20 protein-coding genes are annotated in these 22,846 nt (G+C 64.9%); 12 read left to right on the forward strand and 8 right to left on the reverse strand.

Annotated elements, in window-relative coordinates:
• The first annotated feature begins 17 nt into the window (after nucleotides 1-17).
• The 3 genes from ACSC1W_RS16020 (at nucleotide 18) to ACSC1W_RS16030 (ending at nucleotide 3,129) form a co-directional block, all read left to right on the forward strand.
• Entirely contained in the window at nucleotides 18-491 is a 474-nt protein-coding gene (locus ACSC1W_RS16020) for an Lrp/AsnC family transcriptional regulator (protein ID WP_435348586.1), read from the forward strand.
• A gap of 171 nt (nucleotides 492-662) precedes the next feature.
• The gene (gene rdfA / locus ACSC1W_RS16025; protein ID WP_435348587.1) at nucleotides 663-1,277 is read left to right on the forward strand and encodes a rod-determining factor RdfA; all 615 of its coding nucleotides are present in this window, start codon (nucleotides 663-665) and stop codon (nucleotides 1,275-1,277) included.
• The gene (locus ACSC1W_RS16030) at nucleotides 1,270-3,129 is read left to right on the forward strand and encodes an archaea-specific SMC-related protein (protein ID WP_435348588.1); all 1,860 of its coding nucleotides are present in this window, start codon (nucleotides 1,270-1,272) and stop codon (nucleotides 3,127-3,129) included. The genes rdfA and ACSC1W_RS16030 overlap by 8 nt, the downstream gene beginning before the upstream one ends.
• Before the next feature lie 13 nt (nucleotides 3,130-3,142).
• On the opposite strand, the gene ACSC1W_RS16035 is transcribed toward ACSC1W_RS16030, so the two are convergent.
• Nucleotides 3,143-4,027: an LLM class flavin-dependent oxidoreductase gene (locus ACSC1W_RS16035; protein WP_435348589.1), complete on the reverse strand. Its 885-nt coding sequence runs from the start codon at nucleotides 4,025-4,027 to the stop codon at nucleotides 3,143-3,145.
• A 122-nt stretch (nucleotides 4,028-4,149) separates the two neighbouring features.
• On the opposite strand from ACSC1W_RS16035, the gene ACSC1W_RS16040 reads away from it, so the two are divergent.
• Nucleotides 4,150-6,312: an acetate--CoA ligase family protein gene (locus tag ACSC1W_RS16040; RefSeq protein ID WP_435348590.1), complete on the forward strand. Its 2,163-nt coding sequence runs from the start codon at nucleotides 4,150-4,152 to the stop codon at nucleotides 6,310-6,312.
• 122 nt (nucleotides 6,313-6,434) lie between these two features.
• On the opposite strand, the gene ACSC1W_RS16045 is transcribed toward ACSC1W_RS16040, so the two are convergent.
• From ACSC1W_RS16045 to ACSC1W_RS16055, 3 genes are all read right to left on the reverse strand, one after another.
• Complete coding sequence (locus tag ACSC1W_RS16045; RefSeq protein WP_435348591.1) at nucleotides 6,435-7,943, reverse strand: aldehyde dehydrogenase family protein; 1,509 nt, start codon at nucleotides 7,941-7,943, stop codon at nucleotides 6,435-6,437.
• 76 nt (nucleotides 7,944-8,019) lie between these two features.
• Nucleotides 8,020-8,928 (reverse strand): ABC transporter substrate-binding protein, encoded by a 909-nt coding sequence (locus ACSC1W_RS16050; protein WP_435348592.1) that lies wholly within the window; start codon nucleotides 8,926-8,928, stop codon nucleotides 8,020-8,022.
• 59 nt (nucleotides 8,929-8,987) lie between these two features.
• Complete coding sequence (locus ACSC1W_RS16055; protein WP_435348593.1) at nucleotides 8,988-10,352, reverse strand: MFS transporter; 1,365 nt, start codon at nucleotides 10,350-10,352, stop codon at nucleotides 8,988-8,990.
• 347 nt (nucleotides 10,353-10,699) lie between these two features.
• Between ACSC1W_RS16055 and ACSC1W_RS16060 the strand changes: the two genes are divergently transcribed.
• Genes ACSC1W_RS16060 through ACSC1W_RS16080 form a run of 5 tightly spaced genes read left to right on the forward strand, consistent with a single transcriptional unit; the run spans nucleotide 10,700 to nucleotide 16,312 of the window.
• A complete protein-coding gene (locus ACSC1W_RS16060; protein ID WP_435348594.1) occupies nucleotides 10,700-12,100 on the forward strand; it encodes an ABC transporter substrate-binding protein in 1,401 nt (466 codons plus the stop codon).
• 31 nt (nucleotides 12,101-12,131) lie between these two features.
• Nucleotides 12,132-13,079: a carbohydrate ABC transporter permease gene (locus ACSC1W_RS16065; protein WP_435348595.1), complete on the forward strand. Its 948-nt coding sequence runs from the start codon at nucleotides 12,132-12,134 to the stop codon at nucleotides 13,077-13,079.
• Nucleotides 13,076-13,975: a carbohydrate ABC transporter permease gene (locus tag ACSC1W_RS16070; protein WP_435348596.1), complete on the forward strand. Its 900-nt coding sequence runs from the start codon at nucleotides 13,076-13,078 to the stop codon at nucleotides 13,973-13,975. Before ACSC1W_RS16065 ends, ACSC1W_RS16070 begins: the two co-directional genes overlap by 4 nt.
• 1 nt (nucleotide 13,976) lies before the next feature.
• A complete protein-coding gene (locus ACSC1W_RS16075) occupies nucleotides 13,977-15,101 on the forward strand; it encodes an ABC transporter ATP-binding protein (RefSeq protein ID WP_435348597.1) in 1,125 nt (374 codons plus the stop codon).
• Nucleotides 15,098-16,312 carry a CaiB/BaiF CoA transferase family protein gene (locus ACSC1W_RS16080; RefSeq protein WP_435348598.1) on the forward strand — a complete coding sequence of 405 codons (1,215 nt, stop codon included), beginning with the start codon at nucleotides 15,098-15,100 and terminating at the stop codon, nucleotides 16,310-16,312. Before ACSC1W_RS16075 ends, ACSC1W_RS16080 begins: the two co-directional genes overlap by 4 nt.
• Nucleotides 16,313-16,323: 11 nt before the next feature.
• Here ACSC1W_RS16080 and ACSC1W_RS16085 read toward each other — a convergent pair whose 3' ends face one another.
• Nucleotides 16,324-17,463 carry a mandelate racemase/muconate lactonizing enzyme family protein gene (locus ACSC1W_RS16085; RefSeq protein WP_435348599.1) on the reverse strand — a complete coding sequence of 380 codons (1,140 nt, stop codon included), beginning with the start codon at nucleotides 17,461-17,463 and terminating at the stop codon, nucleotides 16,324-16,326.
• Nucleotides 17,464-17,665: 202 nt separating this feature from the next.
• On the opposite strand from ACSC1W_RS16085, the gene ACSC1W_RS16090 reads away from it, so the two are divergent.
• A complete protein-coding gene (locus tag ACSC1W_RS16090) occupies nucleotides 17,666-17,812 on the forward strand; it encodes a hypothetical protein (RefSeq protein WP_435348600.1) in 147 nt (48 codons plus the stop codon).
• Between the two features lie 24 nt (nucleotides 17,813-17,836).
• On the opposite strand, the gene ACSC1W_RS16095 is transcribed toward ACSC1W_RS16090, so the two are convergent.
• The 3 genes from ACSC1W_RS16095 to ACSC1W_RS16105 are packed head-to-tail and all read right to left on the reverse strand — an operon-like array spanning nucleotide 17,837 to nucleotide 21,071.
• Complete coding sequence (locus ACSC1W_RS16095) at nucleotides 17,837-18,907, reverse strand: branched-chain amino acid ABC transporter permease (RefSeq protein WP_435348601.1); 1,071 nt, start codon at nucleotides 18,905-18,907, stop codon at nucleotides 17,837-17,839.
• A 1-nt stretch (nucleotide 18,908) separates the two neighbouring features.
• Complete coding sequence (locus ACSC1W_RS16100; RefSeq protein ID WP_435348603.1) at nucleotides 18,909-19,787, reverse strand: branched-chain amino acid ABC transporter permease; 879 nt, start codon at nucleotides 19,785-19,787, stop codon at nucleotides 18,909-18,911.
• A 9-nt stretch (nucleotides 19,788-19,796) separates the two neighbouring features.
• Nucleotides 19,797-21,071: an ABC transporter substrate-binding protein gene (locus tag ACSC1W_RS16105; RefSeq protein ID WP_435348604.1), complete on the reverse strand. Its 1,275-nt coding sequence runs from the start codon at nucleotides 21,069-21,071 to the stop codon at nucleotides 19,797-19,799.
• Nucleotides 21,072-21,236: 165 nt separating this feature from the next.
• Here ACSC1W_RS16105 and ACSC1W_RS16110 point away from each other — a divergent pair, with 165 nt between their 5' ends.
• Entirely contained in the window at nucleotides 21,237-21,995 is a 759-nt protein-coding gene (locus tag ACSC1W_RS16110) for an ABC transporter ATP-binding protein (protein ID WP_435348605.1), read from the forward strand.
• Nucleotides 21,996-22,096: 101 nt separating this feature from the next.
• Nucleotides 22,097-22,798: an ABC transporter ATP-binding protein gene (locus tag ACSC1W_RS16115; protein WP_435348703.1), complete on the forward strand. Its 702-nt coding sequence runs from the start codon at nucleotides 22,097-22,099 to the stop codon at nucleotides 22,796-22,798.
• The last annotated feature ends 48 nt before the right edge of the window (nucleotides 22,799-22,846 follow it).

The following is a 22,846-nucleotide window of genomic DNA, read 5'->3' on the forward strand; positions in this document are numbered from 1 at the left end:
TTTCCGTACCCGAGTCCATGACCGACCGACCCATCGAAGGCCTGGACGACATCGACCGGACGATTCTCCGCATCCTCGCCCAGGACCCCCGCATCCCCTACTCCGACATCGCGGAGGAACTCAAAGAGGAGGGCCACGAGATGTCGAGCGAGGGGATCCGATACCGGGTCTCGAAGCTCTTCGAGACGACGTCCATCCTCCTGCTCACAGCACCGAAGGAACACGGCTGGGAGGTCATGCGGCTGTTCATCTCCGTCGAGAACGCGCCCGACTCGAAAGCCGAGACGTTCGTCGAGCTGGACGAGTTGCCGTTCTGGATGACCTGCGAGGTGATGGGGACCTACGACCTCTACGCGGTCGCGACCGTGCAGTCGAACCGCGACGCCGGCGACCTCATCAGCGCCGTGCGTGGCCTGGAACACGTCACGGAAGTCGAACACGCCATGGAGACCGACCGCACGACGAACATCGACAACTACCTCTCGCTGTAACCGTCTTCTCGCTCCAGATTTCGACTCCAGACACGGTCGCCGACACTGATTCTTACTGCCGACTTGCCCTGGACAGGAACGTTCGAGGAACACCTTGAAATCACAGACGCGGACCTGGGGACGATGGGAGGATAAGCACATTTTTGGTCGTCCATGGATTACACGGCCGATATGAACCCGGACTACGGATGTAAAGTCTGTCGCGTGCTCGACGAACGCGGCCTCCATCATTACGACGACCGGTTGCTCTCGGAGTGGCGCGGTGAGAACGGACGACGGAAGGGATACCGCCAGCTCGCCCGCTGGCTCAACGTCACGCTCCTCCGCCGAGAGATGGACGAGGTCGGCCTGCCGACGCTCGGCGACGAGGCGGCGTCGAAGTACGAACGACTCCAGGGCGACGACGCGAACGCGCTGGAGGTCGCGAACATGCTCGAACGGGAGGGCGTGAACGTCGATTCGCTCCAGGCAGATTTCGTCTCCTACGGCGTCGTCAGGACCCACATCACCGACTGTCTCGATGCGACCTACGAACCCGACGCCCCCACCGACTGGGAGCCAGACGCCATCGACATCGCCCGTGACCACGCGAACGAGAAGGTCGAGCAGGCCGTCAGGTCGCTCGTCGGGAAGGGCGAACTGGACGTGGGGGACTCCATCGCCGTTCACCTCGACGTCGAGCTGGAGTGCGAGGAGTGCCAGACGCGCGTCCCGCTCCGGCGCGCGCTCCGGCGCGGCCGCGTCTGTCACTGCGAGCAGCCGACGGAGGCGACCGCCGATGACTGAACTGGATATCTCGATCACCAACGTCGGCGGCATCACCGCCATGGAGTGCTCGTTCGACGACGACCTGACCGTCATCACCGGGCCGAACGCGTCCAACAAGACGTCGCTGTTGCAGGCCATCGCGTTCGGCCTCGGTCACTCGACCGTCCCCATCAAGAACGACGCCGAGGAGGCCCGAGTCGAACTGGAGATAGACGGCCACAGCGTCGTCAGGACCGCACGAAAGACCCGTAACGGCGTCGACGTCTCCGGCGAGAGCTGGCTCGAAACCTCCGGCGACGTCGAACTCCTGGAACGGTTCGCGTGCCTGCTCGAGTTCAACGAGGTCCGCCAGGCAGTGTACGACGACCGGGAGTTCGAGAACGTGCTGAAGGCACCGATGAACCTCGACGCACTGGAGCGAGAGCGCGCCGAGAAGGTCGAACGCAAACAGCACCTCGGGTCGGAACTCGACGCGATGGGCGACGTCGACGGTGAACTGGCGGACCGACGGGAGCAACTCGCAACGACGCGAGAGAAGGTCGAGCGACTCGAGACGGAACTGGACGAGCTCCGCGAGCGACAGACCGACGCGACGACGGCGGACGGCGGTCTCGCGGACCTGCGCGAGGAGCGGGCCGAACTCGCTCGGCAGCGCAACGAGTACGAGGAGCAGGTGTCGGACCTGGAGGGTGCCATCGAGCGACTCGCGGAGCGAATCGACGAGACGGCAGGGGACGTCGAGAGCGCACGCGAAGACGCGAACGCACACGACGTGGAGGAACTGCGCGCGGAGCGCGAGGAGATAGAGCGCGACCTCGACGACGTCACGGACCGCATCGACGTGCTCCAGTCGGTGCTGACGGCGAACCGGGAGATGCTGAACTCCTCGTACGCGGGGGCACTCGGGCAGGACACGAGCCTGCTCGAGGATTCGGTCACCTGCTGGGCCTGTGGCAACGAGGCCGGCGAGTCCGAGTTCGCGGACACGGTCGCAGAGCTCCAGGACCTCATCGAGCGCGACAAGCATCGTCGCCGGGAGTACGAGCCGCGCCTCCGCGAGATAGAATCCCAGATAGAGGCTGCCGAACGCGCGGACCGCAGGGTGACGGAGCTGGAATCACAGAAACGGGACCTCGAACAGCGGCGTGAGAGCCGCGAGGAGTCGCTCTCGACGAAACGCGAACAGCTCGCCGACCTGCGCGACGAACTCGCCGCGCTCGACGAGACGCTGACCGAACGGGAGTCCGAGCAGCAGACCGCCGTGTCGGACCTCTCGGACGATATCGAGTCCCGGCGCGTGGAACTCCACACCGCGCGCCGCGAGGTCGAGCGCCTGGAGACAGCCATCGAGGAACTCGAATCGAAGCGCGAGGAGCGGTCGGAGAAGGAGGCCCGCGTCGAGGAACTGTCCGAGGAGATCACGGCGCTGACCGAGCGCATCGAGAACCTCGAACGGCGACTGCGCGAGGAGTTCAACGGTGCGATGGACGAACTGCTCGACGTGCTCGGCTACGAACGCATCGAGCGCGTCTGGCTGGACGGGAACTTCGACCTCGTCATCGCCCGCGAGGAGGACGGCGTGACGCGTCAGGACTCCATCTCGAACCTCTCGGAGAGCGAGCGCGAGATGGTCGGCCTGGTGCTGGCGCTCGCGGGGTACGTCGCCTACGACGTGTCCGAGGTGGTTCCGGTGCTGATGATGGATACGCTGGGCGCGTTCGACGCCGACCGGACGGCGGACCTGCTCGCGTACTTCGCCGACGAGTCGTCGTTGCTCGTCACGGCACTGTTGCCCGACAGCGCGATGGCAATCGGGGACGCCGGCCTGGACCACGGCGTCGTCCAGCCGGCCGAACGCGCGGCCCAGTAGGTCCGCCCCGACCTCACAGCCGTTCCCGCGCTGCTGCGACCTCCCGAAACGTCTCTGCTGCGGTCTCGTGGTCCATCGCCCCGACGACGACCTCGTCCGCACCTGCTTCTTGGAGAGCTTCGAGGTCGGCCGCGACGTCCTCGGCGTCACCGACGAGGGGGTACTCGGCGTCCTCGGGCCACCCGCGGTAGCCTGCCCGGAGCATCGATTCGACCCGTTCGCGAGCCTCGTCACCGTCCTCCAGGACGAGCGCGTCTCGACGGACGATGACGGTGTCGCCACCTGCGTCCTCGAACCAGCCGCGCTTGCGTCGGAGGTCGTCGACGCGCTCGCTCGGGTGCACGACCCAGGCGTCGCCGAGTCGGCCCGCGCGCTCGACGGCGGGACGCGCGAGCCCGCCGATGCAGATGCGGGGGTCTGCAGTCGGACTGATGGTCGTCTCGTCGAGCGAGAAGTGGTCGCCGTCGAACGAGACCGGGTCGCCGTCGAGCAGTCGGGTGACCACGGCGAGCGCCTCCTCGATGCGACCGGCACGGTCGGAGAGCGGGATGTCCAGTGCATCGAACGAGTCGGGGTTACCGCCGACCGCACACCAGAAGTCGAGGCGGTCGGTGAACGCACCGAGCGTCCCGAGGTACTCCGCGACGTAGAGCGGATGGTACATCGGGAGGAGGAAGAGGACGGCCAGGTGGTCCACCTCGGCAGCCAGTCTCCCGGCCGTCGGCACGTTCTGGAAGAACTGGTCGTCGCTCGTGACGTGGTGGTCGCCCACCTCGACGTACTCGTAGTCCAGTTCGGTCGCGAGTTCGGCCCGGCCGACGAGCGCCTCGGCGTTCTCGCTCGCCGGCACGTCGCCCCGGAAGTAGGGCGTCACGAACGCCCCCAGGTCCATGTCCATGGTCGTCCGGGACGTCACGCCGCGAGGTGGTAAATGTTCGCGGGAGCGAGCAGGGGACGGTGCGGTGTCAGGACGGACGACCCGGTCACAACTTATAATACCGGCTGATACAATCGGTGCGTATGGCGGACTCCGAGGCCTCAGTAGCGCAATTGAATCGCATCCTCGACCCGGACTCCATCGCTATCGCCGGTGCCTCTGCCGACACCTCGAAACGGGGGTACATCGCGACGAACCGCCTCGTCGACTCCGAGTACGACGGTGCGGTGTACCCCGTCAACCCGTCGTACGAGGGCGAAATCCTCGGCCAGACCGTCTATCCCTCGGTCTCCGAGATTCCCGACCGGGTCGACCTGGTCTACATCGTGACGCCGGCTAGCGTCGTCGCATCGGTCCTGGAAGACGCCGGCGAGGCCGGCGCTGCCGGCGCGGTCATCTTCTCCGCCGGCTTCAGCGAGACGGGGAACGAGGAGGCCGAAGCGGAACTCGTCCGAATCGCCGACGAGTACGGCATCCGGTACTTCGGCCCGAACGTCATGGGGATGGTGAACGTTCCGGCGGACATCTACCTCGGTATCGACGCGAACTACGCGCAGGGCGGCCTCTCGATGGTCTCCCAGAGCGGGAACCTCGGCATGAACCTCGGCATGCTGGCGAACGAGGAGCGGAATACGGGCCTCTGTCACTTCGTCTCTATCGGCAACGAATCCGACCTGAAGTTCCACGAACTCCTCCCGTACTTCGCCGACGACGACGAGACCGAGGCGGTCGTGGTGTACGCGGAGGGGATGTCCGACGGTCGCTCGTTCGTGCAGGAGGCCAGGCAGTTCTCGCGGGAGAAACCGATAATCGCCCTGAAAGGCGGCCGGACCGGCGCCGGCAAATCGTCTGCGGCGTCACACACCGCCTCCCTGGCCGGCGACGCCGACATCGTCGAGACGGTGTACCGCCAGGCTGGCGTGGTGACGGTCGAGAGCTTCGACGACATCGTCCCGGTCGCCCAGGCCGTGACGGGGCTCCCGGAGCTGTCCGGACGGAACGTCGCGATACTGACCGAAGCGGGCGGCGTCGCGACGATAACCGCGGACTCACTCGTGGAGCACGGCCTGAACGTCCCGGAACTGGCCGGGGAGACCCAGGACCGACTCGCCGAACTGTTCCCCTACTCCCCGAACCTCGCGAACCCCGTCGACACGATGGTGACCGGGGAGACGGCGTCGTTGCACGGGGATGCCGCAGAGATACTCCTCTCGGACCCGAACGTCGACGGCCTCGTCATCTGTGGAGCGTACGGCGGGTACGGAATCGGTGGGACTGGCATCGAACTGCCCACGGACGACGCGTCCGCCGAGGCGCAGGTCGAGTCGGCGCGCCACATCGCGACCCTCCCCGGGGAGTACGACAAGCCCGTCGTCGTCAAGAGTACGTTCACGCCCGACCAGTCCGAGGCGCTGGCCATCTTGCGCGACGCCGGTATCCCGGTGTACACCACGTTCAGACACCCAGCCATCGCGTTCGAGGCGCTAGCCGACTACAGCGAGTACCTGGAGACGGCCGACTCGACGACCGAGTTCGTCCTCGACGCCGAGCAGGGCGGCCACGAGTCCATCGAACGTGCCGTCGCGGACGGCCGGAACCAGCTCTCCGAGGCCGAGGCGAAGGACGTGCTGACCGACTACGACGTTCCCGTCGTTCCCTACGAACTGGCGACCAGCGTGGACGACGCCGTGGAAGCCGCGGACCGCTTCGGTGACGAGGTGGCGATGAAGGTCGTCTCGCCGCAGATACAGCACAAGACCGAAGCGGGCGGCGTCGCGCTCGGCGTGTCCGGCGAGTCCGACGTCCGGGACGCCTACGACGACCTGGTATTGAACGCCCACGAGTACGACCCCGGAGCGACCATCGACGGGGTACTCGTCTCGCCGATGGCCGAGGAGGGAGTCGAGGTGATACTCGGCGCGGTCCACGACGACGAGGTCGGCCCGGTGATGCTGTTCGGTCTGGGCGGAATCTTCGTCGAGGTACTCGAGGACGTCTCGTTCGGTGCCGTCCCGGTGACCGAACACGACGCCCGGAAGATGGTCGAGAGTATCGAGGGCAGGGAGCTGCTGACCGGCGCGAGGGGACGGGCCGGCATCGACGAGGACGCGCTGGTCGAGTTGCTCGTCACGGTCTCCGAGGTCGTCGCTGCCAACCCACGGATCGGGGAACTCGACCTCAATCCCGTGTTCTGCTACGAGGACGGACTCGCCGTCGTCGACGCGAGTATCCACGTGAGCGAGTGAGGACGGCAGAGTCGACCAGGGATAGAACGGGGGACCTCGCGATTCTGGAGGTCTGACTGGCCGGACGACGGGGTCGCACGGTGGATGGCGACCGAAGAGACGTTCCTCCGGCGTGACTGTAACTACTCGTTCCCGCCCGCGAGGGTGGGCGAATCGCCGCTGAAGTCGACGTTGACGTTCTTCACCCGGGTGTGGTCGAGCAGTTCTTGCAGGTCCTCTTTGCCCCTGATGCCGCTCTCCTTGTAGCCGCCGAAGGGTGCGCCGATGTAGTGACGGCCGTGCTGGTTGATCCAGATGTAGCCCGCTTCGATGTCGTCGGCCGCCCGGTGTGCGGAGTTGAGGTCGTTCGTCCAGACGCTGGCTGCGAGGCCGTAGTCGATGTCGTTGGCGACCCCGACCATCTCGTCGTAGTCCGACCAGGTCATGACGGTGAGGACGGGGCCGAACGTCTCCTCGTGGGCGATGGTGTGCTCGGGCGTCGCGCGGAAGATCGTCGGACGGAGGAAGTAGCCCGTGTCGTAATCGTCGACGACCTCGCCACCCGTCAGGACCTCGGCACCTTCCTCCCTGGCCTGCTCGATGTAGCCGACGACCTTCTCGAACTGGGGTTCGGAGACGACCGACCCCATGGTGTTGGACTCGTCGAACGGGTCGCCGACCGTCACGGATTCGACCCGGTCAACGATGGCGGGTACCACGTCGTCGTAGGCGTCCTCGTGGACGAGCAGGCGTGTGCCGCTGCCACAGGACTGGCCCTGCCACGGGAGCGCCATCGCGCCCTGGAGACCGTCCACGACGTCGTCCATGGTCGCGTCGGGGAAGACGATGAAGGGATTCTTGCCGCCGAGTTCCAGGAGGACGGGCGCGAGGTGGCTGGCCGCGCCGCGCATGATGGCCTTGCCCGTCTCGGGCCCGCCGACCATCGAGACCAGGCCCGTGTCGCGGTTCTCCACGAGCGAAGCGCCGGTCTCGCCGAAGCCGGTGACGACGTTGACCAGGCCGTCTGGAAATCGGCCGAACTTCTCGACGAGGTGGCCGATGTAGAGCGCCGAGAGCGACGTGAACTCGGAGGGTTTGACGACGATGCCGTTACCGGCGGCGAGCGCGGGTGCGATCTTCTCCGAGACGAACATGTTCGGGTGGTTGAACGGGACGATGCCTGCGACCACGCCGAACGGTTCGCGCTGGGTCCAGTCGTGGGTGTTCGCCCCCGTCGGCGGTGATTCGCCCTTGAGTTCGTGTGCGATACCGGCCATGTACCGGATGTTCTTCGCGCCCTTCTCCACGTCGAACTTCATCCGGGCGATGGAGCTGCCGTTGTCGGCGACGTCCAGGTTGGTGAGTTCCGCCTCGTGGGCCTCGAGGAAGTCGGCGAAGTCCTCCAGTATCTCGCGACGCTCGAAGACGTCCAGGTCCCGCCACACCATGCTCGCCCGCTTTGCGGCCTGGACGGCCCTGTCTACCTGTTCTTCGGATGCAACCGGGAGGTTCGCCAGCACCTCGTTGGTCGGCGGGTGCTCCGTCTCGAAGGTCTCGTCCGACCCGACGAACTCGCCGTCGACGTACATCCTGTCCTCGATATGGAGTGGAATCCGCTTCCCCGAAAGGGTCTCCAGTTCGTACTCGAACATGCTCTGATACAACATGCTCAGCAGCGTTATTTAGCCGTTTTGTCAGAATGTATGTAGGTAGATGGGCGGCGACGGCCTACTCGGGGAACAGTCGCTCCTCGGAGACGGGGGCGGACTCGAAGACGTCGTACTCGTCGGCGTGTCGCATCCAGTCGAGGACGTTGTGACGCTGGTCCGGACCGAGTTCGAACGGACATCGAACGCCGTCGGTGACGCGTCGCAGTGCCTCGACCGTGCGTTCTCCCTCCCACTCGCCACCGTCTTCCTCGGCGAGGAACGCCCGCAGGACGTCGCCGTGATTGTCGTCGCGGTACTCTCGTGACGCCCGGAGCGCCTCGACGAACGCGTCGACGCGGTCCGGGTCCTCGTCGTAGACCGCGCGGTCCACCGAGACGAGGTGGACGAGCGGATAGTAGCCGTAGAGTCCGTCCCACTCCTGACCCATGTCGTAGAGCAGGCGGTAGTCGTCGCCCTCGCGCATGGTCCAGTACCAGTCGTTGATGCGCTCGACGGCGTCCAGATCGCCACGCTCCATCCGGTCGGCGAGGGCCCGATGGGTGTCGACCACCCACTCCACGTCGTCGGGGTCGAGGTCGTATCGCGTCTCGAGGATGGCCTTGTGGTAGGTCATCGCGAGCGTCGTGTCGTGGATGCCGATACGCCTGCCCTCGAGGTCCTGGGGGTCGTGGACGTCGGCGTCGGCGCGGACGAACATGCCGTTCCCCTCGCGGTAGGTGAGGCCGGCCGCGACGGCGAGTGGGTCGGTCGGGACGACGTCGGTGTGGCTGACGAGTTTCGAGGTGACGTACTTCCCCATCGACATCGTGGTGGCGTCGAGGTCACCACAGAGGAGTTTCTGGTCCTTGACGGGCGAGTGATTGTGCTCGATCGCCAGGGGGAATCCGGAATCTACCTCGCCCGACTCCAGCGCGTAGTAGAACTGGCGCGTGTTGAAGAAGGGCGTCGTACTGAAACGGAACGTCATGCCCGCCGATACCGCGTCGGGTGTCTTAAATAGGGGGCTTCCGGGAACCGGTCTGTCCCTCAGGACAGCGCCTCGTCCCTCGTCTCCGGGCCGACTGCGAGGACGACCGCCCCAGCGAGCGCGACGCCGAACCCGAAGGGGAGCAAGGCGATGCGATAGCCCATCGGGACCAGCGCGCCAGCCATCACCGGGCCGAGGATGGCGGCGATCTTGCCGACGCCGCTCGCGAAGCCGAAACCGGTCCCCCTGACGGACGTCGGGAACACCTCTACGGTGTACGCGAACATCGGTCCCCACGCACCGATCAAGAAGAAACTGGAGAGGAAGAGGCTCGCCAGCGGGGGCAACGGGACGACGGCCGCGAGGGTGGACCCGCTTCCGAGTCCGTCCGCGAAGAGGACCATGAAGATGCCCGAGAGGAAGAGGTAGCCCCCGATGGTGGGGCGGCGGCCGAGTCGGTCGACGAGGAGGGCGGCGCTGACGACGCCGGGTAACTGGACGGCCCCGACGACGAACAGTTGTTCGTAGGTGCTGCCGCCGAGCGGGACGGCCTCGAAGGTACTCGGCAACCAGATGAAGACGCCGTAGAAGCCGAAGTTGAGACCGAACCAGAGGACGCAAACGAGGGCGGTCCGGCCACGGAGTCCCGGAGCGAACAGGCGGCGAAAGCTGGCGGACTCGCCCTCGTCGTCGCCGGGTTCGGTGACGGGGTGGAACTCGTCACCGTTCGCGCGGGACATCTCCCGGATGCGGTCGTTGGCGGCGTCGAGTCGCCCGTCACCGGCGAGATAGTAGGGCGTCTCGGCCAGCGTCCGGCGAAGGATTGGGGTCGCGAGCGCAGGGAGCGCCGCGAACAGGAAGAGGACGCGCCAGGAGTCGATGCCGAACGTGGTACCCCCGGTCGAGAACGCCGAGAGGACGAGCCAGGCGACGAGAACCGAGAGGAGGGTTCCCGAGGGCCAGAATGCCTCGAGGTAGACGAGATAGCGTCCCCGGCGGTCGGTGGGGAGATGCTCGGTGAGGTAGGAGACGTCCACGGCGATGGTCCCGCCAACGAAAACACCGGTGAGGAGACGAAAGACGAACGCAGAGTAGAACCCGACCGAGAGGGCGGTGAGGGCGGCACACAGCGAGTAGCCGAGCACCGACCACTGGAGGGCGACGACTCGCCCCGCCCTGTCACCGTACCACCCGCCCACCCAGTTGCCGAGCATGATTCCGATCAGGCTGGCGCTCCCGAGCAACCCGGCTTCGAACCCCGACAGCGACCAGTTCGAGACGAGCTGGGGGAGGACGAACGAGATGACGAGTATCTCGACCGCTGCGAAGCTCAGGACGCCGCCAGTGAGCGCGAGGAGACGTCGGTGGAACGGACCGGTGGAGAGCGAATCGACGGATTCCGAGACCGTGGTAGATTCACCCATACGACGGTGGGTGTGTCGTCGGAGAGCAAAAGCGTTGGTGATGACCCGTCTCGGTTCGACGGCCACCATGACACACTCTCACACAGAACCGCATCTTTGATACGTTCTGTCCAATCGGGGAAATAACACACTAAGTGCGTTATTTATCTGGGTGAACGAGGCCGGCTTTTGCATTTCACAGAAGGCCTCTGCAGATTCCCAGAAGTCCTTAATTAACGTTCAGGATAGTTATTCGGTGGTCGTGACGATGGAAGGCGGTAGAAGCTCCGAGGGTCCCAGAACCCTGTCGAACCGCCACTACAGGCAAAGATTTAAATACAGTAGCAAATATGATAGAACTGGTTTGCATGACAAACTCTGGCATGGGGCCGGCAGAGTATCGTTCGAGAAGACAGTATCTGAAACTGGCTGGCGTCGGCGGGGCGACCGCACTCGCAGGGTGTCTGGGAGGCGGCGGTGGGACGTCGGGGAATAACGAGGAGGTCCACTTCATCACCGAGGAGAGTTCACCGTCTGCGAAGACGTTCATCAACGAGGCCGCGGCGAAGTTCACCGAGGAGACGGACATCCCGGTGACGACAGAGTTCACCGGTCTGGGGTCGAGCTTCGACCAGCGCATCGCGACGCTCATCCGCACGGGTAACGCGCCCGAGGTGGCCATGGCGCCCGGGTACCTCGTGACGAACTGGATCCGCGACGACATCGCCGCACCGGTCACCGGCGTCCGGGAGGCCATCGAAGAGTCCTGGGACACAGAGTACCGTGAGAAGCACCGCCTCGTTCTCGACGGCGAGGACTACCTGGCACCGCTCCACATCAACCCGTCGTGCCAGACCTATCGGACCGACATCTTCGAGCAAGCCGGCGTCGAACCGCCGACCACCTTCGCCGAGGAGCAGGAGGCGTTCCCGCAGCTCGCCGACTCGCTGTCAGAGGGGACGAGCGTCGGGAACTTCGCGTTCAACACCGGACTCGTCGGCACGGCGACCACCCACCACCGTATCGACGTGAACGGCGTGAACATGCTCTCACACTCGGGTGACGACCCGTTCTCCGGGTTCGAGGTCGTCCTCGACCAGGGAGACAACAGGCAACGCGCCATCGAGGCGCTCGAACACTGCAAGACGGTGGCCGAGTACTCGGTCGACCCGCAGATGGGCATCTCCTCGTGGGCCTCTACCTACTTCACCGGAAAGTCCGCCATCGGCGAGTACGGCGGGCCGCGTCCGCTGACCGCCGCTTACCGGGAAAACCCAGAGGTCGCACGGAACTCCATGCTCACCCCGCTCGCACACGGACCGTCCGGCGACGACCCGACGTACTTCTCGTTCCTGGAGGGCTTTTCCGTCCTCAAGAACGCGAAGTACCCGGACGCGGGTCGGCAGTTCATCGAGTACCTGCTCACGGGCGACACCATCTTCGGCATGCTGTTGAACTTCGCACCGCTGCACAACGCACCGGTCCTCGACACCATCTACAACGACGACCGGTACCGCAACGCGGATTACATGCAGGAGAACGACGTCCCGGACGAGGTCCTCGACACGCTCAAGAACGAGATCATGCCGCGAGGCGAACCCCGGTTCCTGACGACTGGCACGCCGAACCCGTACATCGGCGCGCTCCAGGGCACGTTCGCCATCGGGAATATGGGCAACGCCGTCGCCGTCCAGGGCGAGGACCCGGGAGCGGCAGTCGACCAGGCGGCCCAGACACTCCGGAACACCCTCAATGACGTCCAGGGATGACGACGCTTCACACAGGAGGGAGTCACCGTAGATGAGCGTCGAGACAGAGGGGGAGACCCCCACCATCCAGCGTCTGCGCAGGTCGTTCGTGACCGTCACCTCGGAGAACGAACGGCTGCTGGGCTACCTGACCATACTCCCCGTGCTGGTGTTGTTCACGCTCTCGGCCGTCCTGCCGATCGTCTGGGCGGTCGCAGCGAGCTTCAACGAGGTGCCGGTGTTCCGGCCGGAGTGGGTGTTCATCGGACTCCAGAACTACACCGAGGTCCTGTCGTCCGGGACGCTCCACTACTCGCTTTTCATCAGCCTCGCGTACGCCATCGGGACGACGGTCCTCGAACTGGTCCTCGGCGTCGCCATCGCACTGCTCATCAACAGGAAGATGAAGGGCATCTCCATCATCCGGATGGTCGTCCTCTCGCCGTACCTGCTGCCGACGGTCGTCGTCGGTATCCTGTTCCAGTTCATGGGCGCGCAGTTCGGTGTGTTCAACGACATCCTGCTCAAACTGGGCATCTTCGAGAACCCGGAGCCGTTCTTCACGCAGATGCCGTTCGCGTTCATCGGCGTCGTGTTCGCCAGCGTCTGGAAGTTCACGCTGTTCGTGGTGCTGATGACCCTCGCACGCCTCCAGAGCATCCCGAACAACTACTACGAGGCCGCGAAGATATCCGGCGCCGGCCCCTGGCGGCAGTTCTGGGACATCACGTTCCCCCAGTTGAAGGGCATCATCCTCATCGTCCTGTTGCTTCGGGGTGTGTGGATGTTCAACAAGTTCGACATCATCTGGATACTGACGAGGGGTGGTCCGAACGACGCGCTCAACACGCTGCCCGTGTTCGCCTACGAGACGGCGTTCATCCAGTTCAGGCTCGGGGTCGCCTCGGCGATATCGGTCATCGGGTTCGTCCTGCTGACCATCGTCGCCATCGTCTACTTCCGGGTGTTCAGCCCGGCTGAGGAGGTGGCGGCGCGATGACGGCCGAAGAATCCACCGCCACGACGACCGCGGATACCGGATTCGCCGGCATCTACGAGTACGTCCCACCGGAGACGCTGCAGACCTTCCGACGGCTCGTCGTCGGGGTGCTCATCGGCGCCGTGTGTCTGTTCTATCTCTTCCCCATCTACTGGATGGTGGTATCGTCGTTCAAGGGACTCGGCGCCTACTCGCTCCCGGCGCAGTACGTCCCCCAGACGTTCAGCTTCGAGGCCTACCGCGACGTGCTGTTCAAATCGAAGTTCCCGACGTTCTACTGGAACAGCGTCATCGTCGCGGTCTCCACGGTCGTCGTTACCGACGTCTCGGCCGTGCTCGCGGGGTACGGACTCGCGCGCCTGGAGTTCCCGTGGAAGAAGACGTTCGCGAAGTCGATCCTCTTCGGGTACATGTTCCCGCCGCTGTTGCTCGGCATTCCCATCTACATGATCTGGGACAAGCTGAACATGGTGAACACGTTGTACGGCCTGGTGCTGGCGCAACTCGCCATCATCCTGCCGTTCTGCGTCTGGATCATGTGGAAGTTCTTCCTCTCCATCGACGAGTCCTACGAGGAGGCGGCGTGGCTCTGTGGGGCATCGCGTCCGCGGGCCTTCTTCCAGGTCGCGCTTCCGCACGCGAAGCCCGGCCTCATCGCCATCTCGATCTGGGCGTTCGCGATGAGCTGGAACGACTTCAGTCTCGCACTGTTGTTGCTCACGAAACTCAACGTCCAGACGCTGCCAATCGGCATCCTGGCGTTCGTCGAGCAGAACACTATCCTCTGGGGGCAGATGATGGCCGCCATCACGCTGGTCAGTCTCCCACCGTTCGTCGTCGTACTGACGCTACAGAAGTACGTCCTCGAGGGCTTCAGCATCGGAGGAATGCACTAACATGGCACGAGTCACAGTCGAGAATCTCACGAAGGAGTTCGACGTCGGCCCCGACATCGAGGTCGCCGTCGACGACATCAGTTTCACAGCACAGCAGGGCGAATTCGTCACCATCGTCGGCCCGTCGGGGTGTGGCAAGACCACGCTCCTGCGGTGTATCTCGGGGCTCGAGAGTCCGACCTCGGGGAGTATCAAGTTCGACGAGCGGGAGGTGACGAACGTCATCCCGCAACGGCGCGGTGTCTCGATGGTGTTCCAGAACATCGCCATCTACTCGCACATGACCGCCGCGGAGAACATCGTCTACCCGTTGAAGATACAGACCGTCTCACAGGACGAGCGCGACCGCCGCCTGCACGAGGCCGCAGACATGCTCCAGATCGAGCAGTACCTGAACAAGCATCCACCGGAACTATCCGGCGGGCAGCAACAGCGGGTCGCGCTCGCGCGGTCGCTCGTCCAGCAACCGAACGTCTTCCTGTTCGACGAGCCGACCAGCAACCTCGACGCCAAGCTGAAGGTCGAGATTCGCAAGGAGATTCAGAAGGTCGCACAGGAGACCGACCAGACGATGGTCTACGTCACCCACGACCAGGAGGAGGCGATGACCATGTCCGACAAGGTCGTCGTGATGAACGACGGCGACATCATGCAGGTGGGGTCCCCCGACGAGATATACAACCGTCCGGACAACGTCTTCGTCGCGGGCTTCATGGGGACGCCCTCTATGAACCTCCTCGACAGCGAGAAGCGCGACGGGTCCGTGTCCGTCACGGAGATGGGCCAGGTTCCGACGGTCGATGCGGGGGCGGTCCCGGACGGCACCGTCACCATCGGCTTCCGCCCCGAGACTGTCGAACTCACGACCGCCCAGGACGGCCACCTCACCGGCGAGGTGCAGGTCGTCGAATCGCTGGGCCACGACCGCATCGTCTACCTGAACACGCCACAGGGCGAAGTGCGGGTCGTGACAGAGGAACCGCGGTCGTCCATCATCGAGGGTGAACGGCGCGGCCTCGAACTCGACCCCGCGGAGTTGCGCTACTTCGACGCGGAGACGGGTGAGCGCATCCGAACGGGCAGAGAGAGGACGGAGAACGTGGCGACCGACAGCGACGGGACATGAGTGGACGGGTCCTCGACGGCGTGACCGTCGTCGACGTCTCGACGTACGTCAGCGCGTCGTTCGGAACGCTCATGCTCGCCAACCTGGGGGCGGAAGTGGTCAAGATCGAGCGCCCCGGCGTCGGGGACCCCGCTCGCGGTGCCGGCCCGCCGTTCGTCGAGGGAGAGTCGCCGTACTTCATGACGGTGAACTACGGCAAGGAGAGCGTCGAGTTGGACCTCAAGTCGGACGAGGGCAAGGAGATACTGTACGACATCGTCGCCGAGGCAGACGTGTTCGTGCAGAACTTCCGCCCCGGCACGGCGGCGCGCCTCGACATCGACGACGACACGCTCCGGGAACACAACGACTCGCTGGTCTACTGCTCCGTATCTGCCTTCGGGGATTCCGGCCCCTGGTCGAAGCGACCGGGCTACGACCTGCTGATGCAGGGGCTGACGGGCATCATGTCCGTCACCGGTGAGGAGGACGGGCCACCGGCCAAAGCGGGTATCGCGCTCACAGACCACATCACCGGCGCGTGGACGGCCTTCGGCGTCCTCGCCGCGCTGTTCGAGCGCGAGCGGACCGGCGAAGGCGACTACATCGAACTCGCCATGTACGACGGCGTCCTGCCGTGGTTGACCAAGCAGGCGGGAAAGGCTCTGGCGGGAGAGGAACCGACACGGATGGGTTCGAAGGACCCCGTCATCGCCCCCTACCAGAGCTTCGAGGCGGCCGACGGGTTCCTCAACGTTGCCATCGGCAGCCAGAAACTCTGGGAGGAGTTCTGCACGGCGCTCGACCGTGAAGACCTGAAAGAGGACCCGCGGTTCGAACAGAACCGTGACCGCGTCGAGCACATGGACGAACTGGAGGCCGAACTCGAAGCCACGTTCCGCGAGCGCACCGTCGAGGAGTGGGTCGACCACCTGATGGACGAACACGGCCTCCCGGTCGGCCCCGTCTCGCCCGTCTCGGAGGCGCTCGACAACGAACACACCCGTGCCAGGAACCTGCTGACCGACCTCGACCACCCGACCGTCGAGGACTTCCCGGTCATCGAGCAACCGCTTCGCTTCTCGAACTCCGACGCTGGCTTCGAGAAGCACGCACCCACGCTCGGCGAGACGACGGTGGAGAAACTCGTGGAACTCGGGTACTCGGACGACGAGATAGTCGCACTCGCCGAGAAGGGCGTCATCGGGCACCTGGACGACGACGAAGCGTAGACGGCGATTACTCAGCGCTCTTCCACGCGATACTCCTCGACCGCGTCCTCGTCCAGTATCACCCCGAGCCCGGGGCGTTCGGGAGGTGAGATGGTTCCGTCGGGAGAGACGCTCAACTCGTCCTGGTTCGCCACGTACGGACTCGCGACGAACTCTCGTGGGTCGTCTGCCTCGTCGTCGAAGACGGCGAACTCGACGAGCGAGCAGGCGGGCGCCGCCGCAGCGACGTGAAGGCTAGCCGCGTAGTTGACCGCTGGCCCGACCGCGTGGGGCACCATCGTCTTGTTGAACGCCTCGACGAGCGTCGCGACGTTCATCGCGGCGGTGACGCCGCCGACGTGGTAGAGCGACGGCTGGTAGACGTCGTACGCGTCCTCCCGGAGGTGGTCCACCGCGGGATAATGGGGCGTCTGCGTCTGGTAGCCAGCGATGGGGACCGAGACGCGCGAACGAAGGTCTGCGATGCCGCGAACGTCTGTGTGCGCGATGGGTTCCTCGAACCAGCGAAGGTCGTGTTCGCTCGCGGTCCGTGCGACGGCGAGGGCGTCACCGAAGTCGTAGGAGGTGTTCGCGTCGATTGCCAGGCCGAAGTCCGCGGGCAGGGTCGGCGCGACCGCCTCGATGCGCTCGCGGTCCTCCCGCGGGCCGAAACCGGCGACTATCTTCAGCATCTCGAAACCGGCGTCCGCCAGCCACTCCGCGTCGGCGACGAGTTCCTCGGCCGCTTTCGCGTGAGGGAAGGTCGCGTACGCCCGGAGGTCCCCGGTCGTCCCGCCGAGCAACTGGTAGAGGGGGAGGTCGGCGCGCTTGCCCTTGACGTCCCAGAGCGCCTGGTCCACGACCGAGAGCGCCTCGAACGCGGTCGAGCGCTTGACGGTGTCGTACAGTTCGTGCCAGTGCCCGCGGACCGGGTCTGCGTCCTCCCCCACGACGTGCTCGGCGAGCGCCTCGACGCTCTTCGCCAGCGCGAACGTGTCCGTGAGCGACGCCGCGTGGTGGAACGACGCACCGAGACCGGTGTGTCCGTCGTCCGTTTCGAGTCTCAGAAGCACGGTCCGGATGTCTACTTCGAGGTCGGTGCTGCCCGTCGGGAGGGACTGCGAGCCCGTGTCGTTGTCGAGCACGAGCGTCTCCGCGTCCACGACCGTCATCGTCGACCCCCCCGTCCCGAGAACGGCGGCTGTGTGTCCCTTGCTATCATCCCTGTCGGCTACTCGCGGCGGTCACAAAAGTGTACCCCGGCTAGCAGCACGTCACCCACTGTGGAGCCGGGTCGGTGAGCACGTGCCTCGTCCCGCCGGAGAAGAACCGCTTCTTCGGCTGTCCCGAGAAACCGCTCGCCGGCTACCTCGGATGGGATTCGACGGGACGAGCGCCGCCGACATCGACGACGAGTGGCCGGGCCCTGGCGTCGGCTGGGACACCAACCTGGAGGAGGGTATCGAGCGAACGGTCCACTACAACTGGTACAAGGCGATGTCGGACGACGATTTGCGCTAGAAAGCCGGGTCGGGGCCAGGCCCGCTACGAACGGACCTTCTCCACGTACGTCCGGAGCGCGTTCCGGACGTTCGCAACCGCTCGCTCGGGTTCACGGCTCACCGACCGCAGGAGGCTGGCGAGCCCTTTGGGTGCGAAGATGACGACGACCACGTAGAACGTCCCGAGGACGACCTTCCAGTTCGTCGTGAAGGTGTCCTCGATGAGGATGACGACAGCGGCCCCGACCATCGGTCCCCAGAGCGTTCCCATGCCACCCAGCAAGGTCATCAGGAACACGTCGCCACTCATCGTCCAGAACAGCATGTTCGGGTGGACGAGGCTCTGGAACGGGACGAACAGGCCGCCGGCGAGGCCGGCGAATCCGCCGCTGATGGCGAAGCCGACGATCTTGTACTTCCGGACGTCGTAGCCGAGGAAGGCGACGCGGTCCTCGTTCTCGCGGATGGAGAGCATCACGCGACCGAACGGCGAATTGGCGATGCGCAACACGAGGACGACCGAGACCGCGACGAGCACGAGCGTCAGGTAGTAGTAGTTCAGCACCGGGCCGAACGACATCCCGAACAGTTCGTACGTCGGCAGCGCGACGATGCCGTTGTCACCCTGTGTGATGGCCTCGACGCCGAGTACGACGGCGGGGATGTCGCGGAGTGCGGCGACGTAGAACATCTGGGCGAACGCGAGCGTCAGGAACGCGAAGTATATCTCGCGTGCTCGGGCGGAGAGCCACGCCAGCACCGCGGCGACGAAGACGCCGACGACGACCGCGGCCGAGAGGACGACGACGACGTTCTGCGTCACGGACTGCAACATGAACGCGACGGCGTAGCCCGCCGTGCCGAACATGGCCGCGTGGCCGAACGACGCCAGGCCGCCGTGGCCGAAGGCGAAGTCGAAACTCAGCGCGAACAGCGCGAAGATGAGTATCCTGACGGCGATGTTGATCCAGAACGGCTGGACGAGGTAGCCGACCGGCGCGAGGACTGCGAGCACGATGCCCACGACGAGCATCCCGATGCGGCCGTTCCGGCCGAGCAGCGCCGAGTGTGCCTCCGGCGTCGTCCAGTCGATGAAGCGGCCGACGACCGACATCTCAGGCTACCTCCGCCTCCTCGCCGAACAGCCCGTTCGGTTTCACGAGCAGGACGACGGCCATGAGCAGGAACACCAGCAACTCGACCATCGTCGAGGCGTAGAGTGCGCCGAAGGCGTTGATCATTCCGACGGCGATGGCGCCGACGACCGCACCGCGGAAGCTTCCGAGGCCACCGATGACGACGATGGCGAACGCCTGGATGATGATGTTGACGCCCATCGACGGCGAGGCGGCGCGGGCGGTCCCGAGAAGGACGCCAGCCAACCCGGCGAGGACCGCGCCGAAGATGAACACGCCGGTGAACACCTTCGCCACGTCGATGCCGAGTGCGTCGACCATCTCGGAGTCGTAGCCGCTCGCGCGCATCAGGATGCCCCAGTTCGACCGGGTGAACAGCACCCAGATTGCCACGACGAGAAGCGTGCTGACGACCGTGATGAAGATGCGGAACTTCGGGTAGAGGATGGGACCGATGGTGTAGGTCCCCTGCATGAGAGCCGGCTTGGTGATGTTCTGGATCTCCGCTCCCCACGTCCCCTCGACTGTGCCCTGGATGATGAGGGCGATGCCGAAGGTCAAGAGGATGTGGTAGAGCGGGTCGCGTCCGTACAGTGGACGGATGGCGAACACCTCCATTACGGCTCCGACGACGCCGACGAGAAGCGGGGCGAGGAGCAGGGCCAGCCAGAAGTTCCCGGTCGCGCCGACCACGCCGAGCCCGAAGTACGCGCCCAGCATGTAGAGCGACCCGTGAGCGATGTTGATGACGTCCATCATCCCGAAGATGAGCGTCAGTCCGACGGTGATGAGCACCAGCGTCATCCCTAGCTGGAGTCCGAACAGCGTCGTCTTCAGTAGCGTCGTGATTTCGACCATGGCACCTGGTTATTCCTCGATCGTACAGCCCCAGGTCGGCGGTTCTGCCTTCTCTATCTTGTCGATGACCTCGTTCCCGAACCCACCGTCCTGCTCGACGACCCTGCGGATGTCCATCTCGGTGATGGGGTCGTGGGTGTCGGGGTGGAACTGGAAGAAGCCACGTGGGCTGTCCAGTTCGGACCCGGCGAGCGTCTGGGCGATGCCGTCCGCGTCCATGCCGCCAGCCTCCTCGATGCCCTTCTCGATAGCCAGCGCGGAGTCGTAGCCGCCACAGCTGTAGGAGTCGGGCTGTCCCTGGTCCGGATAGGCGCTCGTGTAGGACTCGACGAACTCCTGGTTCCGACTGATGTCGTCCGAGGACGTGTAGAAGCTGTGCGTGATGGCTCCCTGGGCGGCGTCCTGCTGTGACTGGACCAGCCGTTCGGAGACCATGTCGCCGATGCCGGTTAGCTGGATGTTCTCGTCCAGACCGAACTGGGCGTAGTCTTTCACGAAGTTCACCGCGTTGCCGCCGATGAACATCCCGAAGACTGCGTCCGCGCCACTGTCCTCTATCTGCTGGAGATACGACGAGAAGTCGGACACGTCGAAGCCGACCGGGAACCGGCCCGCGATGGTCCCGCCGAGTTCCTCGAACCGTTGCTGGAAGAAGTTCACCGTCTGCTCGCCGCCCGCGTAGTCGAGGAACGCGAGGGCGACGTTGTCCGACACGTTCTCGTAGACGTAGGGAGCCATCGGTGCGCCCGCGTGCCACGTGTTCCGGGCGATGCGGAACTGGTACTTCAGGCAGTGCTCGGACGTGATCTTGTAGTTCGCCGCGCTGGCGTTCAGCCAGATGGCGTCGCGGGACTGCGCCGCCTGCTTGAATGGCGACACCATCGCGAGTGCGACGGCACTGGAGACGGGGCCGACGAGCACGTCCACCTGCTCCTCCTGGAGGAGTTTCCGTGCTGCCGAGACGCCCGTCGACGGGTCGCCCGCGGTGTCCTGCTGGGCGTACTCGACCTCCATGCCGCCTATCTCGCCGTCCAGTTCCTCGTCCACGCGCAGTTTGAAGCCGCGGATGACCTCGTTCCCCAGGTTGCCGATGGACCCGGACAGCGGCTCTGCGAACCCGACCGTGAGCGTGCCGGAGTCGCCACCACCGAATCCACTCAGACACCCCGCGAGCGACGCTGCACCCACCGTACCGGTCGCTGCGAGGACCGAGCGCCTGGAGAAGTATTTGTTCGTTGATGATTCTCTACTGGCCGGTCTGCTGCCCCTGCCACTCGTTGGCATATACGTGAGTCTGGAATCAGGAGTGACATAACCTTTAGGAAATGTAAAAATCAATATATTTTCTGGGGAATCTCCCGGACAGAGAGGAGGACAGTCGGTTCCGAAGATATTGCCAGGCCGTCCGGCACGGTAATTATAAGACCCACGTCCGTAGTTACATAGAACATGGGCGGTTTCCTCGAGACAGAGGGGTTGACCAAACAGTTCGGCGAACTCACGGCGGTCGAAGACGTCTCGCTCTCCGTAGCGGAGGGGGACGTCACCGCCATCATCGGGCCGAACGGTGCCGGGAAGACCACCCTCTTCAACCTGTTGAGCGGCAACTACACACCGACCACGGGGAAGATACGGTTCCGTGGCGAGCGAATCGACGGCGACCCACCACACGACATCTATCACGCCGGCATCGCCCGTTCGTTCCAGATAACCAACTTCTTCCCCGAACTGACCGCCTTCGAGAACGTCAGACTCGCGACGCAGTCCGAGGAGACGGGGTTCAAACCGAGAGATTTCCTCTCTCACCACTCCTCGCTCGAAGGCCCTCGGGCCGAGGCACGGGCCGTGCTGGAGCGACTCGACCTGGCCGACATCGCGGACGAACCGGCAGAGACGCTGTCGCACGGCCAGCAGCGCCACCTCGAGATCGCCATCGCACTCGGGTCGGACCCCGACCTGTTGCTGATGGACGAACCGACGAGCGGGATGTCGCCGGACGAGACGCGGGAAACGATGGACCTCATCGAGGACATCGCCGAGGAGACGAGTCTCCTCGTCATCGAACACGACATGGACGTGGTGATGAGCGTCTCCGACAAGATCGCGGTGATGAACCAGGGGACCCTGCTGACGATGGACACTCCCGAGGCGGTGCAGGAGGACGAACAGGTCCAGGACGTCTACCTGAGAGGTGGGCAGGTCGCATGAGCGACGCTGCCGAAGAGCGGGACATCCTCTGGGACGAGGTGCTCGACGAGGACGGTGGTATCGACTGCAAAACCTCCCGGCGCGAGCAACGGGGGCGCACGATGCTCGACGTCTCGAACGTCGACGCCTACTACGGGACGAGTCACATCCTCCACGACATCTCGTTCGACGTCGACGAAGGCGAGGTCGTGACGCTCGTCGGGCGCAACGGCGCGGGCAAGACCACGACCCTGCGCAGCGTCATGGGGCTCACGCCACCCGAATCCGGAACGATTCGGTTCAAGGGAACGGCGATTCAGGGTTCGAACCCACACGAGGTCAGGCGTGCGGGAATCTCCTGGGTCCCCGAGGACCGGCGCGTGTTCCCGATGCTGACCGTCGCGGAGAACCTCCGGTTGGCCGCCCACCACGGGGACGACTCTGACGGCGACTTCGAAGCGATGTACGACCGCTTCCCGCGCCTCGACGAACGCCGGAACCAGAAGGCGGGGACCATGTCCGGCGGTGAACAGCAGATGCTCGCCATCGCCCGCGCACTGGTGGGTCTCGACACCGACCTCCTCCTCCTCGACGAACCGAGTGAGGGACTCGCACCCCAGATAGTCTCGGACGTCGCGGACATCATCCGCGAGTTGAACGACGACGGCGTCACCATCATGCTCGTCGAGCAGAACGCCGACATGGCGCTCACGCTCGCCGACCGGGCGTACGTCATCGACAGCGGTGCCATCGAGTTCGAGGGCGATGCGGCCGAACTCCAGGAGAACCGCGAGCTGATGGAGCAGTACCTCGGCGTCAAGTGACGCTTCCCGGGACAGCACACATTTATTACGTCGGGCTTTGAAATTGGC

It is taken from the genome of Haloarchaeobius marinus, from assembly GCF_051207415.1.
In the GTDB taxonomy this organism is placed as follows: Archaea; Halobacteriota; Halobacteria; order Halobacteriales; family Natrialbaceae; genus Haloarchaeobius.

Bases quoted from the DNA above. Each gene is read 5' to 3' on its own strand.
- ACSC1W_RS16020 (WP_435348586.1), top strand. From the start codon at position 18: ATGACCGACCGACCCATCGAAGGCCTGGACGACATCGACCGGACGATT.
- rdfA (WP_435348587.1), top strand. From the start codon at position 663: ATGAACCCGGACTACGGATGTAAAGTCTGTCGCGTGCTCGACGAACGC.
- ACSC1W_RS16030 (WP_435348588.1), top strand. From the start codon at position 1,270: ATGACTGAACTGGATATCTCGATCACCAACGTCGGCGGCATCACCGCC.
- ACSC1W_RS16035 (WP_435348589.1), bottom strand. From the start codon at position 4,027: ATGGACATGGACCTGGGGGCGTTCGTGACGCCCTACTTCCGGGGCGAC.
- ACSC1W_RS16040 (WP_435348590.1), top strand. From the start codon at position 4,150: ATGGCGGACTCCGAGGCCTCAGTAGCGCAATTGAATCGCATCCTCGAC.
- ACSC1W_RS16045 (WP_435348591.1), bottom strand. From the start codon at position 7,943: ATGTTCGAGTACGAACTGGAGACCCTTTCGGGGAAGCGGATTCCACTC.
- ACSC1W_RS16050 (WP_435348592.1), bottom strand. From the start codon at position 8,928: ATGACGTTCCGTTTCAGTACGACGCCCTTCTTCAACACGCGCCAGTTC.
- ACSC1W_RS16055 (WP_435348593.1), bottom strand. From the start codon at position 10,352: ATGGGTGAATCTACCACGGTCTCGGAATCCGTCGATTCGCTCTCCACC.
- ACSC1W_RS16060 (WP_435348594.1), top strand. From the start codon at position 10,700: ATGACAAACTCTGGCATGGGGCCGGCAGAGTATCGTTCGAGAAGACAG.
- ACSC1W_RS16065 (WP_435348595.1), top strand. From the start codon at position 12,132: ATGAGCGTCGAGACAGAGGGGGAGACCCCCACCATCCAGCGTCTGCGC.
- ACSC1W_RS16070 (WP_435348596.1), top strand. From the start codon at position 13,076: ATGACGGCCGAAGAATCCACCGCCACGACGACCGCGGATACCGGATTC.
- ACSC1W_RS16075 (WP_435348597.1), top strand. From the start codon at position 13,977: ATGGCACGAGTCACAGTCGAGAATCTCACGAAGGAGTTCGACGTCGGC.
- ACSC1W_RS16080 (WP_435348598.1), top strand. From the start codon at position 15,098: ATGAGTGGACGGGTCCTCGACGGCGTGACCGTCGTCGACGTCTCGACG.
- ACSC1W_RS16085 (WP_435348599.1), bottom strand. From the start codon at position 17,463: ATGACGGTCGTGGACGCGGAGACGCTCGTGCTCGACAACGACACGGGC.
- ACSC1W_RS16090 (WP_435348600.1), top strand. From the start codon at position 17,666: ATGGGATTCGACGGGACGAGCGCCGCCGACATCGACGACGAGTGGCCG.
- ACSC1W_RS16095 (WP_435348601.1), bottom strand. From the start codon at position 18,907: ATGTCGGTCGTCGGCCGCTTCATCGACTGGACGACGCCGGAGGCACAC.
- ACSC1W_RS16100 (WP_435348603.1), bottom strand. From the start codon at position 19,787: ATGGTCGAAATCACGACGCTACTGAAGACGACGCTGTTCGGACTCCAG.
- ACSC1W_RS16105 (WP_435348604.1), bottom strand. From the start codon at position 21,071: ATGCCAACGAGTGGCAGGGGCAGCAGACCGGCCAGTAGAGAATCATCA.
- ACSC1W_RS16110 (WP_435348605.1), top strand. From the start codon at position 21,237: ATGGGCGGTTTCCTCGAGACAGAGGGGTTGACCAAACAGTTCGGCGAA.
- ACSC1W_RS16115 (WP_435348703.1), top strand. From the start codon at position 22,097: ATGCTCGACGTCTCGAACGTCGACGCCTACTACGGGACGAGTCACATC.